17 protein-coding genes are annotated in these 15227 nt (G+C 72.0%); 9 read left to right on the top strand and 8 right to left on the bottom strand.

What is annotated here, in order from left to right:
- Positions 1-40: 40 nt before the first annotated feature.
- The 5 genes from EV382_RS21555 (at position 41) to ung (ending at position 5065) form a co-directional block, all read left to right on the top strand.
- The gene (locus tag EV382_RS21555) at positions 41-1510 is read left to right on the top strand and encodes an NAD(P)H-hydrate dehydratase (RefSeq protein ID WP_130404624.1); all 1470 of its coding nucleotides are present in this window, start codon (positions 41-43) and stop codon (positions 1508-1510) included.
- 90 nt (positions 1511-1600) lie between these two features.
- Positions 1601-2719, top strand: coding sequence for an alanine racemase (alr, locus tag EV382_RS21550; RefSeq protein ID WP_130404622.1), 1119 nt, complete (start codon positions 1601-1603; stop codon positions 2717-2719).
- Positions 2716-3819 (top strand): alpha/beta fold hydrolase, encoded by a 1104-nt coding sequence (locus tag EV382_RS21545; RefSeq protein WP_130404620.1) that lies wholly within the window; start codon positions 2716-2718, stop codon positions 3817-3819. The genes alr and EV382_RS21545 overlap by 4 nt, the downstream gene beginning before the upstream one ends.
- Positions 3816-4298 (top strand): tRNA (adenosine(37)-N6)-threonylcarbamoyltransferase complex ATPase subunit type 1 TsaE, encoded by a 483-nt coding sequence (gene tsaE / locus EV382_RS21540; protein ID WP_130404618.1) that lies wholly within the window; start codon positions 3816-3818, stop codon positions 4296-4298. The genes EV382_RS21545 and tsaE overlap by 4 nt, the downstream gene beginning before the upstream one ends.
- 65 nt (positions 4299-4363) lie before the next feature.
- The gene (gene ung / locus EV382_RS21535; RefSeq protein WP_130404616.1) at positions 4364-5065 is read left to right on the top strand and encodes a uracil-DNA glycosylase; all 702 of its coding nucleotides are present in this window, start codon (positions 4364-4366) and stop codon (positions 5063-5065) included.
- 53 nt (positions 5066-5118) lie between these two features.
- On the opposite strand, the gene EV382_RS21530 is transcribed toward ung, so the two are convergent.
- Entirely contained in the window at positions 5119-5823 is a 705-nt protein-coding gene (locus EV382_RS21530) for a helix-turn-helix domain-containing protein (protein ID WP_130404614.1), read from the bottom strand.
- 532 nt (positions 5824-6355) lie between these two features.
- On the opposite strand from EV382_RS21530, the gene tsaB reads away from it, so the two are divergent.
- From tsaB to EV382_RS21505, 4 genes are read left to right on the top strand one after another with little or no spacing between them, the layout of a single operon-like run.
- Positions 6356-7033, top strand: coding sequence for a tRNA (adenosine(37)-N6)-threonylcarbamoyltransferase complex dimerization subunit type 1 TsaB (tsaB, locus tag EV382_RS21520; RefSeq protein WP_130404612.1), 678 nt, complete (start codon positions 6356-6358; stop codon positions 7031-7033).
- Positions 7030-7512, top strand: coding sequence for a ribosomal protein S18-alanine N-acetyltransferase (gene rimI, locus EV382_RS21515; protein ID WP_130404610.1), 483 nt, complete (start codon positions 7030-7032; stop codon positions 7510-7512). Before tsaB ends, rimI begins: the two co-directional genes overlap by 4 nt.
- Positions 7505-8551 carry a tRNA (adenosine(37)-N6)-threonylcarbamoyltransferase complex transferase subunit TsaD gene (gene tsaD / locus EV382_RS21510; protein WP_130404608.1) on the top strand — a complete coding sequence of 349 codons (1047 nt, stop codon included), beginning with the start codon at positions 7505-7507 and terminating at the stop codon, positions 8549-8551. Before rimI ends, tsaD begins: the two co-directional genes overlap by 8 nt.
- Positions 8552-8562: 11 nt before the next feature.
- Positions 8563-8817, top strand: a complete 255-nt coding sequence (locus EV382_RS21505) for a hypothetical protein (RefSeq protein WP_053660576.1) — start codon at positions 8563-8565, stop codon at positions 8815-8817.
- Positions 8818-8849: 32 nt separating this feature from the next.
- On the opposite strand, the gene EV382_RS21500 is transcribed toward EV382_RS21505, so the two are convergent.
- The 7 genes from EV382_RS21500 to ybaK form a co-directional block, all read right to left on the bottom strand.
- A complete protein-coding gene (locus EV382_RS21500; protein ID WP_130404606.1) occupies positions 8850-9590 on the bottom strand; it encodes a DUF4142 domain-containing protein in 741 nt (246 codons plus the stop codon).
- A gap of 125 nt (positions 9591-9715) precedes the next feature.
- Positions 9716-10012 (bottom strand): DUF1707 SHOCT-like domain-containing protein, encoded by a 297-nt coding sequence (locus tag EV382_RS21495; protein WP_130404604.1) that lies wholly within the window; start codon positions 10010-10012, stop codon positions 9716-9718.
- A 19-nt stretch (positions 10013-10031) separates the two neighbouring features.
- On the bottom strand, positions 10032-11213 hold the full coding sequence (locus tag EV382_RS21490) for an ROK family protein (protein WP_130404602.1): 1182 nt from the start codon (positions 11211-11213) through the stop codon (positions 10032-10034).
- A gap of 22 nt (positions 11214-11235) precedes the next feature.
- The gene (locus tag EV382_RS21485) at positions 11236-12498 is read right to left on the bottom strand and encodes a sugar ABC transporter permease (protein WP_130404599.1); all 1263 of its coding nucleotides are present in this window, start codon (positions 12496-12498) and stop codon (positions 11236-11238) included.
- Positions 12495-13313: an ATP-binding cassette domain-containing protein gene (locus tag EV382_RS21480; RefSeq protein ID WP_130404597.1), complete on the bottom strand. Its 819-nt coding sequence runs from the start codon at positions 13311-13313 to the stop codon at positions 12495-12497. Before EV382_RS21480 ends, EV382_RS21485 begins: the two co-directional genes overlap by 4 nt.
- A 115-nt stretch (positions 13314-13428) precedes the next feature.
- Positions 13429-14517 (bottom strand): sugar ABC transporter substrate-binding protein, encoded by a 1089-nt coding sequence (locus tag EV382_RS21475; RefSeq protein ID WP_130404595.1) that lies wholly within the window; start codon positions 14515-14517, stop codon positions 13429-13431.
- 179 nt (positions 14518-14696) lie between these two features.
- Positions 14697-15176, bottom strand: a complete 480-nt coding sequence (gene ybaK / locus EV382_RS21470; protein WP_130404593.1) for a Cys-tRNA(Pro) deacylase — start codon at positions 15174-15176, stop codon at positions 14697-14699.
- Positions 15177-15227: the final 51 nt, after the last annotated feature.

Genomic DNA, 15227 nt, shown 5'->3' with positions numbered 1-15227 from the left:
CCGATGCGGTCCGCCCGCGAACGGAATGGGACACGGTGGCATGAGAGCGGTGTGGCGGGTGGCCGACGTACGGGCGGCCGAGGCGGGGTTGATGGCCACGCTGCCGGAGGGGACGCTGATGCAGCGGGCCGCCGCCGGCCTGGCCCGCCGTGCCGCGCTTCTGCTCGCCGAGCGGGGCGGTGTCTACGGGGCTCGGGTGCTGCTGCTGGTCGGCTCCGGCGACAACGGCGGCGACGCGCTGTACGCGGGGGAACGGCTGGCCCGCCGAGGCGTCCACGTGTCCGCCCTGCTGCTCACCCCCGGGCGGGCACACGCCGCCGGTCTGGCCGCGCTGCGCGCCGCCGGCGGCCGGCTGGTGCCGGATCCGGCCGGCCCCGTCGACCTGGTCCTCGACGGGATCGTCGGCATCGGCGGCACCGGCGGGCTACGGGCGAACGCGGACGAGCTGGTCCAGCGCCTCGGTGACCTGCGCGGCAGCGACGGACAGCGGGCCACCGTGCTGGCGGTCGACGTGCCCAGCGGGGTCGCTGTCGACACCGGTCACGTGCCGCTGTCCGCGTCCGGCCGGCCCACCGCGGTCCGCGCCGACGTGACGGTGACCTTCGGCGCGCTGAAGCCCGCCCTGGTGGTCGGGCCGGCCGCCGCGCTGGCCGGGCAGGTCGAGCTGGTCGACATCGGGTTGCGGCCGTGGCTGCGCGGCACCCCGGCGATGCGGGTCACCGAGTGGTCCGACCTGGTCGACTGGTGGCCCGAACTGGGCCCGGCATCGGAGAAGTACACCCGCGGGGTGGTGGGGGTGGCGACCGGCTCGGCGACCTACCCCGGTGCGGCGGTGCTCTCCGTGGGCGGCGCGCTGGCCGGGCCGACCGGTCTGGTCCGTTACGCCGGCAGCGCCCGCGCCGAGGTGCTGCACCAGCACCCCTCGGTGATCGCCAGTGATCGGGTCGCCGACGCGGGCCGGGTGCAGGCCTGGGTCTGCGGCTCCGGGCTGGGCACCGGTGCCGACGCGGCGGCCGAGCTGCGTGCCGTACTGGCCGCCCCGGTGCCGGTGGTGCTCGACGCCGACGCGCTGACCCTGCTGGTGGACGGCTCGCTCGCCGACCGGTTGCGGGGTCGGGACGCGCCGATCGTGGTCACCCCGCACGACCGGGAGTTCACCCGTCTCTGCGGGGAGGAGCCGGGCGCCGACCGGGTCGGCTCCGCGCTGCGACTGGCCGCCTGGATGAACGCGGTGGTGCTGCTCAAGGGCGATCGCACGGTGATCGGCACGCCGGACGGTCGGGCGTACGTCAACCCGACCGGAACCCCGGCGCTGGCCACCGGCGGCACCGGCGACGTGTTGGCCGGGCTGCTCGGCTCGCTGCTGGCCGCCGGGGTGCCCGCCGACCGGGCCGCGGCGTCGGCCGCGTACCTGCATGGGCTCGCCGGGCGGGAGGCGGCCCGGGGCGGGCCGGTGACCGCGCCCGACGTGGCGACCGCGTTGCGCCCGGTGCTGGCCCGGTTGGGCTGATCGGGTCGGCTCCTGGCGCGGTGACCGGATTGCCACGTCGGCACGTGCGTCGCCGCCCGCGGTGATCACGGCGGAAAGTAGGCTGGGTGCATGTGGCAGGCCGAGGTACGCGTCGATCTTGACGCCATCCGCGAGAACGTGAGCAAGCTCCGCTCCGGCACCACCGCCGAGTTGATGGCGGTGGTGAAGGCCGACGGGTACGGCCACGGCATGCTTCCGGCCGCCCGCGCTGCGCTCGACGCCGGCGCGAACTGGCTCGGTGTCTGCACCCTCGACGAGGCGCTCACCCTGCGCCGGTCCGGGGTGACCGTGCCGGTGCTGGCCTGGCTGCTCGCACCCGGGTTGCCGCTGCACGAGGGGGTCAGCGCCGGGGTGGACCTGGGCACGGCCAGCCTGGCGCAACTGGACGAGATGATCGAGGCGAGTCGCCTCGCCGGGCGTCCCGCCCGTCTGCACCTCAAGATCGATACGGGGTTGTCCCGGGGCGGCGCGACCGTCGCCGACTGGCCCGCGCTGCTCGACGCCGCCGCGAAGGCGCAGGCCGACGGCCTGGTCGAGGTGGTCGGCGTGTGGAGCCACTTCGTGTACGCGGACTCGCCCGGCCACCCCACCACCGACCGTCAACTGGCCGTCTTCCACGAAGGGCTGGCCATGGTCGAGCGGGCCGGGCTACGACCGCGCTGGAGACACCTGGCGAACTCGGCCGCCACCCTCACCCGCCCGGACACCCACTTCGACCTGGTCCGCCCCGGCCTGTCGATCTACGGGCTCTCCCCGGTGGCCGGCGAGACGTACGGGCTGCGGCCGGCGATGACCGCCCGCGCCCGGGTGATGCTCACCAAGCGGGTGCCCGCCGGCACCGGCGTCTCCTACGGGCACGCCTACACGACGGAAGCCGCCGCGAACCTGGCCGTGGTGCCACTCGGGTACGCCGACGGGGTGCCCCGGCACGCGTCCAACACCGGCCCGGTGCAGCTCGGCGGCGTACGCCGGACGATCTCCGGGCGGGTCTGCATGGACCAGTTCGTGCTCGACTGCGGCGACGACCCGGTGGCCGACGGCGACGTGGCGACGCTCTTCGGCAGCGGCGTCGACGGCGAACCGACCGCGGACGACTGGGCCGACGCGGTCGGCACGATCAACTACGAGATCGTCACCCGGTTCGGCGGCACGCGGGTGCCCCGGGTCTACGACGGCGACCGGCCATGAGTTACCGCATTCCGCGTCCCCGGACGGCCGCGGGTCGGGTCGCGGGGATCGTCGGCGCGGCGGTGGGGGTGGCCGCCGCGGGTCTGGCGGCCGGGGTCGCGACCGAACGGACCCTGGTCCGCCGGCTCAAGGCCGACCCGGCCGACCGCTACGCGCACGAGACGTTCGACAATCAGCGGTACGACGAGGCGTTCCGCCTCGAGTTGCCGGACGGCACGGACATCCACGTCGAAGTCGTCGAGCCGACCCGGCCGGCGCCGGGGCACCCGACGGTGGTGCTGGTGCACGGCTTCTGCCTGGACATGGGGACGTTCCACTTCCAGCGCCAGATGCTCGCCGCCCGCGGTGACTACCGGATCGTGGCGTACGACCAGCCCGGTCACGGCCGGTCCGGCCGGCTGGAGACCGGCGAGTACGACCTCACCGTGCTCGGCCAGACGCTGCGCCAGGTCATCGACCGGACCGCGCCGGACGGGCCGCTGGTGCTGGTCGGCCATTCGATGGGTGGCATGACCATCATGGCGTTCGCCGAGTTGTTCCCGGAGTTGTTCGGTGACCGGGTGGTGGGCACGGTGCTGATGGCCACGTCGGGCGGGCTCGTCGCGGAGACCAAGCTGGTCGCGCCCGCGCTGCTCGGCCGGGTCGGTGGCCCGGTGCTGTACATGGTCAGCAACGCCACCCGCTACGGCGGGCCGGTGATCGACAAGGCCCGCAAGTCGACGTCGAACGTGGCCTGGCTGTTGACCCGCAAGTACGGCTTCGGCACCCGCAAGCCCAGCCCGTCGCTGGTGTCCTACGTGGAGACGATGAACTCCCGGACGTCGGCCGATACGGTGACCCGCTACCTGCGCACCCTGGCGACCCACTCGCGCTTCCCGGCGCTGGCGGCGCTGGCGGCGACTCCGGTGCTGGTGGTCGTCGGCGACAAGGACATGATCACTCCGGTGACGCACTCCGAGGAGATCGTCCGCCGGGTGCCGCATGCCGAGTTCGTGAAGATCAAGGACAGCGGTCACGTGGTCATGTTGGAGCACGCGGACGAGGTCAACGCCGCCCTGGCGCGGTTCCTGGAGTCATTGCAGAGCGTGGAGGAACGGTGAGTCACGTCGTCAAGCTGCCGACCGTCGAGGACACTCGGGACTTCGGCCGGCGGCTGGCCGGGCTGTTGCGCCCCGGCGACCTGGTGCTGCTGACCGGTCCGTTGGGCGCCGGTAAGACCGCGCTCACCCAGGGCATCGGTGCTGGGCTCGGTGTCCTCGGGGACATCACTTCGCCGACCTTCGTGATCGCCCGGGTGCACCGCCCCGATCCGACCCGAGGCGGCCGGGCGGCACTGGTGCACGCCGACGCGTACCGGTTGGGTGCCGCCACCGACCCGCGCGCGGAGATCGACGACCTGGACCTCGACGCGTCGGTGGACGACTCGGTAACCGTGGTGGAGTGGGGCGAGGGCCTGGTGGAGCAGCTGGTGGACGCGCACCTGCGGGTTCGCATCGACCGCCGCGACGACGACACCCGCATCGTCGAACTGGACCCGGTCGGCGGCGACTGGGCCCGGCGGCTCGCCGACCTGGGCTAGTTCGGCTGGTGTCGTACCCGGTGCCTAGAGTGCGGGGGACCGACCCGCGCTGTGAGAGGTTGCCAATGCCCGACGACGTTCCCGCCCTGGATCTGCTGGCCCTGCTGCCGGAGCAGTGGCGTGCCGTGCTCACCCCGCACCTCGACCCGGCACGCACCGCCGCGCTGGGCGAGTTCGTCTCACGGGAGTACGCGACGCAGACCGTCTTCCCGCCCCTGGAGGATCTGTTCTCGGCATACCGGCTCTGCCCACCGCAGGGCACCCGGGTGCTGATCCTCGGGCAGGATCCCTACCACCGGGCCGGGCAGGCACATGGGTTGAGCTTCAGCGTCCGCGACGGTGTGACGGTGCCGCCGTCGTTGCGCAACGTCTTCAAGGAGTTGGGCGAGGACGTGGGCGTCCCGAAGCCGCGCAGCGGCAACCTCGACGGTTGGGCCGCCCAGGGTGTGCTGCTGCTCAACGCGGTGCTGACCGTCCGTCAGGCCACCCCGGGCTCGCACGCCAACGCCGGTTGGGAAGAGTTCACCGACGCGACCATCCGAGCCCTCGACGCGGCACCCGAGCGGGTGGTCTTCCTGCTCTGGGGTGGCTACGCCCGTAAGAAGGCGGCGCTGGTCACCAATCCGCAGCACGTGGTGCTGGAGGCGGGCCACCCCAGCCCGATGAACCCGCGCGGTTTCCTCGGCAGTCGTCCGTTCAGCGCCGCCAACAAGGCACTCGCCGACGCCGGCCTGCCCACCATCGACTGGGAGCGCACCGCAGGCTGAGCGGGCGCACTGCCGGCTTAGCCGGTGCACGGCGGGTTCGACCGGCAGTTGGGTCAGCGGTCGCTGGCCAACTGCTGGTCCCGGTAGCGGCGCAACAACTCGGCGGCGCGCGGCTCGCTCAGTTCCAGTTCGACAAGTGGCACCACCTGGTAACTCCGCCCGCCGTGGCGTACCTCGATCGTCTCGGGTAGCTCGTCGCACATCGTGGCCCTGATCTCCCCGTACCGGGTCGACCACAGGTGTTCGCCGGGCTCCTCGGGCTCCAACCAGACTCCACCGAACTCACCCCAGCGGGCGTTCCACCGCTGGCCGTAGTTCGTCTCCAGCCAGCGGGTGAACGGTTTGCTGTCCTGCCAGCGCAGGGCGATCTCCAGCGCGTCGACCGGCACCGGTGCGCCCTGCAACAGTGCTGCGGCGCATCCGGTGATCACCTGCGGGAAGTCGGTGAGCCGGTCCAGCAGCCGATCCAGGCAAAGCGCGTCTATCCGCTCGGCGATCGGCCGGGCGGCCAGGTCGTCGATCTGGGTGTCGAGGTGCGCGTCCAACGGCTCGACCCCGATGACCAACTGCACGTCCATCGCGGCAAACAGCCGCTCCAGCACCGGGATGGTCGGGGCTCGCTCACCGCGTTCGAACCGGGCCACCGCTGCCTGGTCGACACCGGCCAGCGCGGCCAACTGACGCTGGTTCAGGTCGCGTAGGTGTCGTTGATGCCGCACGGCAGCGCCGAGAAGGGTGACGAGGCGAGTCGATGACATCCCGGCATGGTGGACCTGAGGGCGAGATGCCTGCGGTCCCGTTGCGGCAAATCGGGGACTCATGCTGGGCCGAAGCCCCACCTAGCCGCCGGAGCCCTCGGCGCAGGGCCGCCCGGCCGCCGTAGCCCCTCGGCGCGGCCGGGCCGCCGCCACAGCCCTTCGGCGCGGCCGAACCCACCCCACAGCCCCTCCGCGCAGCCGGGCCCGCCGCCTAGCCCGGACGAGCGGTGGCGCCACATTCCCCGATGAGCCTGATGTCTGTGAGTCATCACGATGACTCACAGACATCAGGCTCATCGGCGTAAGGCCCACCATCCGCCGGCGGCGTCCATCGTGCTGGCCATGCCCGGGGCTCCCGGAGGGCGGGATGGGCTACGGCGGGGCTCCGGCGGTGGGGCGGCTCTGCGGCGGGGCGAGGGCCGTGGGCGGTGGTGGGGCGGGGCGTGACCGGGGCGTGGGGGCGGGGCGTGACTGCGGCGCGGGGGCGGGGCGTGACCGGGGCGTGGGGCGGAGGCGGCTAGGCTGACTTACCGTGCTCGTACTCGTGGTGGACAGCTCGACCCCTGCGGTCACCGCGGCGCTGATGGACGTCTCGGCAGACGGCGTGGCGTCGCGGGCCCAGCGGTGCACGGTCGATGCCCGCGCGCACGGTGAGTTGCTCGCGCCCCAGGTGGATGCGGTCCTCGCCGACGCTGACGCGCGCCCGCGTGACCTGACCGCCATCGTCGCCGGGCTCGGCCCGGGGCCGTTCACCGGGCTGCGGGTCGGCCTGGTCACGGCCGCGACCATGGGTCAGGTGCTCGGCATCCCCACCTACGGCGTCTGCTCGCTCGACGCCATCGGCTACCCGGCTGCGTCCGGCGCGCCGGTGTTGGCTGCCAGCGATGCCCGGCGCAAGGAGCTCTACTGGGCCGTCTACGACGGTGCCGGCGAGCGGATCGTCGGGCCCGAGGTGTCCGCGCCGGCGGTGGCCGCCGCGCGCGCCCGCGAACTGGGCGCGGCGATCGCGGTCGGCGACGGTGCGCACCGGTACGCCGAGGTCCTGGACCTCCCCGTCCGGGTCGAGCCGCGCTATCCGGACGCGACCGTGCTGGCCCTGCTCGCCGCCGAGCGGATCCGGGCGGGCGCGTCCGGTGAGCGGCTCACCCCGCTCTACCTGCGCCGCCCCGACGCGGTGGCGGCGACCGGCCGCAAACCGGTCCTGCCGTGACAGCGGTACGGCTCGAACCGTTCCGCTGGTGGCACATCGTCGACGTGCTGCCGATCGAGGCGGACCTGTTCGGCGCCGAGCAGTGGTCGCCGGCCATGTTCTGGAGCGAACTCGCCAACGGGCACCACTACCGGGTCGCCGTCGACGCGGACGGTTCGGTGCTCGGCTACGCCGGGCTCGCCGGTGTGCCGCCGGACGAGGTCTGGGTGCAGAACATCGCGGTCCGCCGGGACGCCCAGCGGCGCGGCGTGGGCCGCGCCCTGCTGGAGGAACTGCTCGCCGAGGGGGACCGGCGCGGCGCCCGAAGCACCCTGCTGGAGGTGGCCGTGGACAACGCCGCCGCCCAGCGGCTCTACGCGACGTACGGGTTCGAACCGATCGGGGTACGGCGCGGCTACTACCAACCGAGCAACACCGACGCGCTGGTCATGCGGCGCGACACCGAGCCGACCGGGGACGGACCACACGACCATGGCTGACGAACCACTGATCCTGGGTATCGAGACCTCCTGCGACGAGACCGGCGTCGGCATCGTGCGGGGGCACACCCTGCTGGCCGACGCGCTCGCCTCCAGCGTCGAGGAGCACGCCCGGTTCGGGGGTGTGGTGCCGGAGGTGGCCAGCCGGGCGCACCTGGAGGCCATCGTGCCGACCATGGACCGGGCCCTGACCGAGGCCGGCGTCACGCTGGCCGACATCGACGCGATCGCGGTCACCTCCGGGCCTGGGCTGGCCGGTGCGCTGCTGGTCGGCGTCGCCGCCGCGAAGGGGTACGCGCTCGCCGCCGAGAAACCCGTCTACGGCGTCAACCACCTCGCCGCCCACGTCGCGGTGGACACCCTCGAACACGGCCCACTGCCCGAACCCGCCATCGCCCTGCTGGTCTCCGGCGGCCACTCGTCCCTCCTGCTCGTCGACGACCTGGCCCGCGGTGTCACCCCGCTGGGCGCCACCATCGACGACGCGGCCGGGGAAGCCTTCGACAAGGTCGCCCGGCTGCTCGGGTTGCCGTTCCCGGGCGGTCCGCCCATCGACCGCGAAGCCCGGGCCGGCGATGCCACCGCGATCGGCTTCCCCCGCGGCCTGACCGCCGCGAAGGATCTCGCCGCGCACCGGTACGACTTCTCCTTCTCCGGGCTGAAGACCGCGGTGGCCCGGTGGGTCGAGGCCCGTCAGCGTGCCGGCGAGCCGGTGCCGGTGGCGGACGTGGCCGCGTCCTTCCAGGAGGCGGTCTGTGACGTCCTGACCAGCAAGGCGCTCGCCGCCTGCCGCGCGCAGGGCATCGAGACCCTGGTCATCGGCGGGGGAGTGGCGGCGAACTCGCGGTTGCGGGCGCTGGCCGAGCAGCGGGCCGAGAAGTACGGCATCCGGGTCCGGGTACCCCGGCCGAAACTGTGCACCGACAACGGGGCGATGGTGGCCGCGCTCGGTTCGCACCTGGTCGCCGCCGGGGTCGCTCCGAGCCGGCTGGACCTGCCAGCCGACTCGGCGCTGCCGTTGACCACGGTCAGTGTGTGACGGGGGCGGACATGATCGTGCGGATGTGGGAGGCGCGGGCCGAGGCGTACGGGGTCGCCGACCTGATCACCTGGGTGTGCGACACCGCCCTGCCCGAGTTGGAGCATGACCCGCTCCACGTCTCCAGTGAGGTCTTCTCCTCCACCGACCACCGTGTGGTGGTCATCTCCAAGTGGCGCAGCAACCCGCGCCCCCTGCCGGACCCGCCCGCCCTGTTGGTGGCCCGCGCCCCGCACTCCTGGGACTTCACCCAGGTCGACCGGTGACGCGAGCCGCCAACCACTGCCGCCGCTGACCGTCAGCTGCGGCGCAACATCCGGTACGTGGCGATCCCGCCCGTGCCCAGCGCGGCGAGGAAGACCAGCCAGACGACGGTGCTGCTGACCCCGACCTGCGGGCCGGTGTTTGCGGAGGCGGCGGCCAGCAGCCCGTCCTCACCCGGGGCGGGCAGCGCGGCCGGCGGCAACTCCGGCCAGCGGACCAGGCCGGTGCTCTCCAGCATCTGCATGTGGTGCTGGACGAATCCGTTGGCGTCCTCGCAGAGCTTGCGGACGGTGGCGTCCCGGGTGCTGGCCCGTACCGCCCCGATCACCGGGAAGATCTTGCCGTGGGCGACCCGGAGCCGGGTGACGAAGATCTGGTCGAAGCGGGCGCCGGACGCCTTCTGCATCTCGGCCAGCCAGCCCTTCTGCTCGGCCGTCGGCTCGGAGGGGATGGTCGCGCCGAGTTTGTTGGCCGCCTCCACGACGAGTTCGTCGAGCTTCTGGTGCTCGGTCGCGATGCCGGCGCCGATCTCCCGGACCTTCGCCGACTGTCCCTTCTCGGCGGCCATCTGGCCGGCTGGCATCTCCCACAGTCCGGCCAGCCGTACCCCGTTGAGCAGTGTCATGTCGGCGGCGTTGAGCTGTTGACCGCCGGCGGGCGCGGCGACGGCCACTCCGGGCAGGACACCGACCCCCGCGATGATCGCGATGAGCAGCAACGCCGCTCGGTGGGTCCGGGTGCCCAGTCGGCGATGGGCGGAGCTGAGCGGTGCCATGTCTGTGGTGCCTCCTCGGTCCGGACCGGAACGCGTCTGGACCGGGCAGCCGTAACCTGCCGGTTGCCCGTCCGCCCACTGGTACGGACTGATCGCGTGATCAGTTCATCGCAGCGCGACCCGGATCAGCGGGTGACGGCGAGCAGGCCGCCGAGCAGCAGCAGGGTGAGCGCCGCGGCGGCGAACACCATCAGCAACTCCTGACGCCCGCGCGCGACCGGGCCGGCGTCGACGACCGGGGCCGGCAGGGCGGGGAGGTCGCGGGTCAGCGCGGCCAGGTCACCGAGGGTGCGGGCCGTCCACACCGCCCCCGCCCGTTCGGAGAACTCGTCCAGCGTCAGCCGGCCCGCCGCGGTGTGCTGATGCAGCACGGCGACCACCCGGTTGCGGTCGTCGTCGGAGGCGCGCAGCTCGACATCCACGCCGGACAGCGTACGCGGGTCAGCCCACGTCGAGGGGGTCGGCGAGGAGCCGTTCAAAGGCCAGCTCGGCGGCACCGATCAGCGGCGCGTCCGCACCCAGTTTCGGGGTACGCAACCGGACGTGTTCCAGGCAGGCACCGAGTGCGTTGGAGTTGAGTCGGCTGCGGATCTGGGCCGCCGCCGCCAGGTAGAGGTCACGCATGGTGCCACCGAAGATGACCATCTCGGGGTTGAAGACGTTCACCAGGTTGGCCACCCCGAAGCCGAGCCAGTCGCCGGCCTGTCGGACCGCCGTCTGGGCCCGTGCATCTCCCCGGTCGGCGGCGTCGAAGACCTCCAGCAGCGCGTCGCGGCCCCGGGCGTCGGAGCGTCCGGCGGCGCGCAGGAGGCCGTGCTCACCGATCTCGGTCTCCCAGCAGCCCCGTGCGCCGCACTCGCAGGGCCTGCCGTCGCGGACCACCTTCATGTGGCCAACTTCGCCGCCGTACCCGCCGTGCCCGGTCAGCCGACGCCCTCCGGCGATGATGCCGGCACCCACGCCGACGTCGCCGTACAGGTAGAGAACGTTGTCGCAACCCGCCGCCACACCCCGTGCGTGTTCGGCGAACGCGGCGACGTCGGCCACGTTGCCCACGGTGATGGGCACGTCGATGCCCAACTCGTCGGCGAGGGCCGCGCCGATCGGCTCGTCCACCCAACCGGTGGCGGGGCCGAGTCGGACCAGGCCGTCGTCCCGGCGGACCATGCCGCAGACCGCGACGCCGGCACCGACGCAGATCGCGTCCGGCGGCACCAACTGCTGCATCTCCTTGACCGCGCCGGCCAGCAGCGGCGCGGCCTCCGCGGCCAGCAGGCCGCGTGGCCGGTCCAGATCCCGGCGGTCCAGGACCGCGCCGCCCAGCCCGACGCGTGCGGCGCGCAGCCGGTCGACCTCAATGGAGTACGCGTACGCGTAGACCCGGGCCGACTCGGGCCGGACGACAAGTGACGGTCGTCCGGCCCGGCCGGTCTCCTTCGGTGCCCCCTCACTGACCAGCCCCACTGCGGACAGGTCGGCGGTGAGCGCGCCGATGGTGCTGCGGTTGAGCCCGAGCGTGGTGGTCAGTTCGGCACGCGTGGTCGCCCCGTGGACGTGCACGTGCCGCAGCAGGGCCCCGAGGTTCTGCCGTCGGACGTCATCCTGGCTCGGTCCTGGGCGCATGCTGGTGCTACCTCCCGCGCGGTCAGCGGGTGCCGGTGGCTGCCGCGCGGCGGCGGGAGAGCGCGTCGACGCTGGCGGCCAGCAGCAGCACGACGCCGGTGACCACGTACTTGACTCCCGCGCTGTACCCCATCAGGCCCATTCCGTTTTCGATGACCGCGACCACCGCGCCGCCGAGCACGGCGTCGAGGACGCGACCCTTGCCACCGAAGAGGCTGGTGCCGCCGATCACCGCTGCGCCGACCGCGTAGAGCAGTACGTTACTGCCCCCGGTGTTCGGGTCGACCGAGTTGGCCCGGCTGGCCGCCACGATGCCACCGATGGCGGCCATCGACGAGCAGATCATGAAGACCGAGATGCGGATCCGGTCGACCTCGATGCCGGCCCGGCGGGCCGCTTCCCGGTTGCCGCCCACGGCGTAGATGTGCCGGCCGTAGCTGGTGCGTTGGAGCACGAAGGTCCCGATGACCAGCAGCACCGCGATGATGGGGACCACGATCGGCACACCCTTGAGCGACGTGATCAGGACGTTGCGGCTGCGCTCCAGGTTGAGCACGTACACCGCCGTGCCGAGGATGACGGCGAGCCCGCCGATCCGCAGCGCCACCACCGCGATCGGGTCGGTGATGAGGCCGCGGGCCACCCGGTTTCGGTGACGCAGCAACTGCACCGCCGCGTAACCGACGACCGCGACGGCGGTCAGCGCCCAGCCCAGCGTGGGGGCGAGGTTGCGGTTGGCGATGGCGACCAGCACCTCGTCGCGTACGGAGATGTTGGTGCCTTCCTTGACCAGCAGCAGCACGACGCCCTGGAAGGCGAGGAAACCGGCGAGGGTGACCACGAAGGACGGAATGCCGATCTTCGCGACGAGCATGCCGAGCGCGGTGCCGATGACCACACCGGTGGCGACCGCGGCGAGCACGGCGACCCACCAGGGGTAGCCGAGGACGGTGACCACATTGGCCAGTACCGCCGCGCAGACGCCGCTGGCGAAGCCGGCGGAGAGGTCGATCTCGCCGAGGAGCAGCACGAAGACCAGGCCCATCGCGATCAGCGTGACCGCCGCGCCCTGGGTGAAGAGGTTGGCGAAGTTGCCGGCGGAGAGGAACGACGACGGCCGCATGATCGCGAAGACGGTGCAGAGCACGATCAGGCCGAGTACGGCCGGCAACGCCCCGACGTCGCCACCGCGTACCCGACTCAGGTAGTTGCGGACGTGGCCCCCGACGGTCGGTGCCGGTGTGACGGCCGCGGGACCGTCCTTCCGCACGGCGGTGGTGGTCATCGGGCGCCTCCTGAGATCGAGTCGGCCGGCTGCGGGCCGTCGCCGTTGCTGCCCGGGTCGGCGGCGATGCCGAGCCCGCCCGAGCGCCCGGCGGTGATCAGCTCGACCACCTGCGCGTGGGTGATGTCGGTGGTCTTCACCTGGGCGACCATCTGGCCGAGGTACAGCGCGGCGATCCGGTCGGAGACGGCGAAGACGTCGTTCATGTTGTGCGAGATGAGCACCACGGCCAGGCCGTTGTCGGCGAGACGGCGGACCAGTTCGAGCACCTGGGCGGTCTGTGCCACACCGAGTGCCGCGGTCGGCTCGTCCAGGATGACCAGTTTGCTGTTCCACAGCACCGCCTTGGCGATGGCCACGGTCTGGCGCTGACCACCGGAGAGGCTGGACACGTGTTGGCGCAGCGAGGTGACGGTGCGGATGGACAGCCCTGCCAGGGTTTCGGCGGCCAGTTGTTCCATGGTCGGCTCGTCGAGGACGACGCCGCTGCGCTTCTCCCGGCCGAGGAACATGTTCTGCACGATGTCCAGGTTGTCGCAGAGCGCGAGGTCCTGGTAGACGACCTCGATGCCGAGCGCGGCGGCGTCGCGGGGGCTGCCGATGTGCACCGGTTCACCGTTGAACAGGAACTCGCCGGCATCGGTGGGGTGGATGCCACTGATGCACTTCACCAGGGTCGACTTGCCGGCGCCGTTGTCACCGACCAGTGCGGTCACTTCGCCTGGGTGGACGGTCAGGGCGACGTCGCGGAGCACCTGGACGGGACCGAAGCTCTTGTCGATCCCGCGGAGTTCCAGCAGGGGGGTCGCGGACACGGGGGTCTCCTTCTTAAGGGAGTGTCGGGGCCCGTCCGGCGGGCGCCGCCCGGCACGGGAGAGGTGCTCCCGTGCCGGGCGGCGGTTGTCGTCCCGGCGGGTACTGCGGCGTCGGTCAGCTGATGCCGGCGTCGGCGCAGAGCTTGGCGTACGCCCCCGCGCAGACCTCTTCCTTGGTCACGTAGCCGTCGGCGATGACGTCCTTGACGTTCTCCTTGTAGATGGCCTTCGGGGTGAGCAGCACCGCAGGGACGTCGCGGTCGCCGTCCTTGACCGTCTGGCCGGTTTCCTTCTTCTCGCCCTTGGCGAGCGCGATGGCCAGGTCGGAGGCGGCCTTGGCCTCTTCCCGGACCGCCTTGTAGACGGTCATGCACTGGTCGCCGGCGAGGATGTTCTGCAGGCCCTCGGTGCTGGCGTCCTGCCCGGTCACCGGCACCTTGCCGTTGAGCTTGTTCTTCTTCAGGATCGAGATGGCCGCGTTGCCGAGACCGTCGTTGGCGGCCAGCACGCCGTCGATCTTGCCGTTGGCCTTGGTGAGCTGCTGCTCGAAGATCGTCGCGGCCTGCGCGTTGTCCCACGCCGGCACCGCGTCCTCGGGGCCCTTGACGTACTCCTTGGAGTCGAACTTCGGCTTGAGCACCGAGTCGTAGCCGGCCTTGAACAGGGTGGCGTTGTTGTCGGTGGGGGAGCCGTTCAGGTACGCCACGACGGGGTTCTTGGCGCCCTTCTCGGTGAGGCACTTCGACAGGCCCTCGCCCTGGAGCTTGCCGACGGTCTCGTTGTCGAAGCTGACGTAGTACTGGGCGGAGCCGCCGAGGGTGAGCCGGTCGTAGTCGATGGTGGCGACGCCCTGCGACTTGGCCTTGTCGAGCACGGCCTTGCCGGTGCCGGAGTCCAGGTTGACGATCATCAGAACGGTGACGCCGCCGGTGATCATCTGGTCGGCGATGGTCTGGAAGGCGGTCTTGTCGTTCTGGGCGTTCTGGATGTCGGCCTGGACGCCGGCGGCCTTGAACGCCTCCTCCAGGAATCGACGGTCCGCGGTCTCCCAGCGGACGGATGACTTGCTGTCCGGGAGGATCACGCCGATCTTGGGGGTCTTGGCGGAGCCGGTCGAACCAGGGTCGGAGTCTTCGCTGCAAGCGGTCAAGCCACCGGTCGTGAGCAGACCCACGGCGGCGATGGTGAGGAGCCCCTTACGCATGTGCAGGGTCCTTTCGGAGGTGGGGGAGGTGTTGTTTTGTTGCGTCCGGCAACGTATTTCGCGTCACACCGGCTCCACAAGACCGCGCAGGTGCCAAGTTTGTTGGGGGCGATAACAATTCAGCAACGCGACTGTTACTCCGCGGGTATCCCACGGAGCAATCGACGTAACGAAGGTCGTCAGTGGGTCTGCAACGGCGCGGTGCGGGCGTCGGTCAACGCCACCAGATCCGCCGCGGCCAGTTCGAGTTGCAGACCGCGCCGACCAGCCGAGACGTAGATCGTCGGGAGATCCAGCGCGGATTCGTCCAGCACCGTGGGCAGCCGCCGGCGCTGCCCGAGCGGACTGATCCCCCCGCGCACGTAGCCGGTGGCCCGCTCGGCGACCGCCCGGTCGGCCAGCGCCGCCCGCTTGCCGCCAACCGCTGCCGCGAGCGCCTTCAGATCCAACTCACCGGTGACCGGAACGACCGCCACGGTGAGTGCGCCGTCGACCTCGGTCACCAGCGACTTGAACACACGCTCCGGCGCCACGCCGAGCGCCACCGCCACCAACGCGCCGTAGTTCGGGGCGTCCGGCGCCACCCGGTACGGATGGGTGCGATGCGCGATCCCGCGCTTAACCAACAGTGCCGTCGCCGGCGTGCCCTGTCCCGCCACAGCGACGAGGCTAGTCGACCGGCTGGCCGGGACGCGTTACCCGACGGGCCG

Origin of the sequence: Micromonospora violae (assembly GCF_004217135.1) — a bacterium.
Classification (GTDB): Bacteria; Actinomycetota; Actinomycetes; order Mycobacteriales; family Micromonosporaceae; genus Micromonospora; species Micromonospora violae.
Note: the sequence above shows the minus strand (reverse complement) of the source record. Positions and strands in the feature narration are given on the sequence as shown.

Coding starts and splice junctions, on each gene's coding strand:
- EV382_RS21490 (WP_130404602.1), bottom strand. CDS start 11,213: ATGCGCCCAGGACCGAGCCAGGATGACGTCCGACGGCAGAACCTCGGG.
- ung (WP_130404616.1), top strand. CDS start 4,364: ATGCCCGACGACGTTCCCGCCCTGGATCTGCTGGCCCTGCTGCCGGAG.
- EV382_RS21545 (WP_130404620.1), top strand. CDS start 2,716: ATGAGTTACCGCATTCCGCGTCCCCGGACGGCCGCGGGTCGGGTCGCG.
- EV382_RS21555 (WP_130404624.1), top strand. CDS start 41: ATGAGAGCGGTGTGGCGGGTGGCCGACGTACGGGCGGCCGAGGCGGGG.
- EV382_RS21485 (WP_130404599.1), bottom strand. CDS start 12,498: ATGACCACCACCGCCGTGCGGAAGGACGGTCCCGCGGCCGTCACACCG.
- alr (WP_130404622.1), top strand. CDS start 1,601: ATGTGGCAGGCCGAGGTACGCGTCGATCTTGACGCCATCCGCGAGAAC.
- EV382_RS21475 (WP_130404595.1), bottom strand. CDS start 14,517: ATGCGTAAGGGGCTCCTCACCATCGCCGCCGTGGGTCTGCTCACGACC.
- tsaD (WP_130404608.1), top strand. CDS start 7,505: ATGGCTGACGAACCACTGATCCTGGGTATCGAGACCTCCTGCGACGAG.
- EV382_RS21530 (WP_130404614.1), bottom strand. CDS start 5,823: ATGTCATCGACTCGCCTCGTCACCCTTCTCGGCGCTGCCGTGCGGCAT.
- EV382_RS21500 (WP_130404606.1), bottom strand. CDS start 9,590: ATGGCACCGCTCAGCTCCGCCCATCGCCGACTGGGCACCCGGACCCAC.
- EV382_RS21505 (WP_053660576.1), top strand. CDS start 8,563: ATGATCGTGCGGATGTGGGAGGCGCGGGCCGAGGCGTACGGGGTCGCC.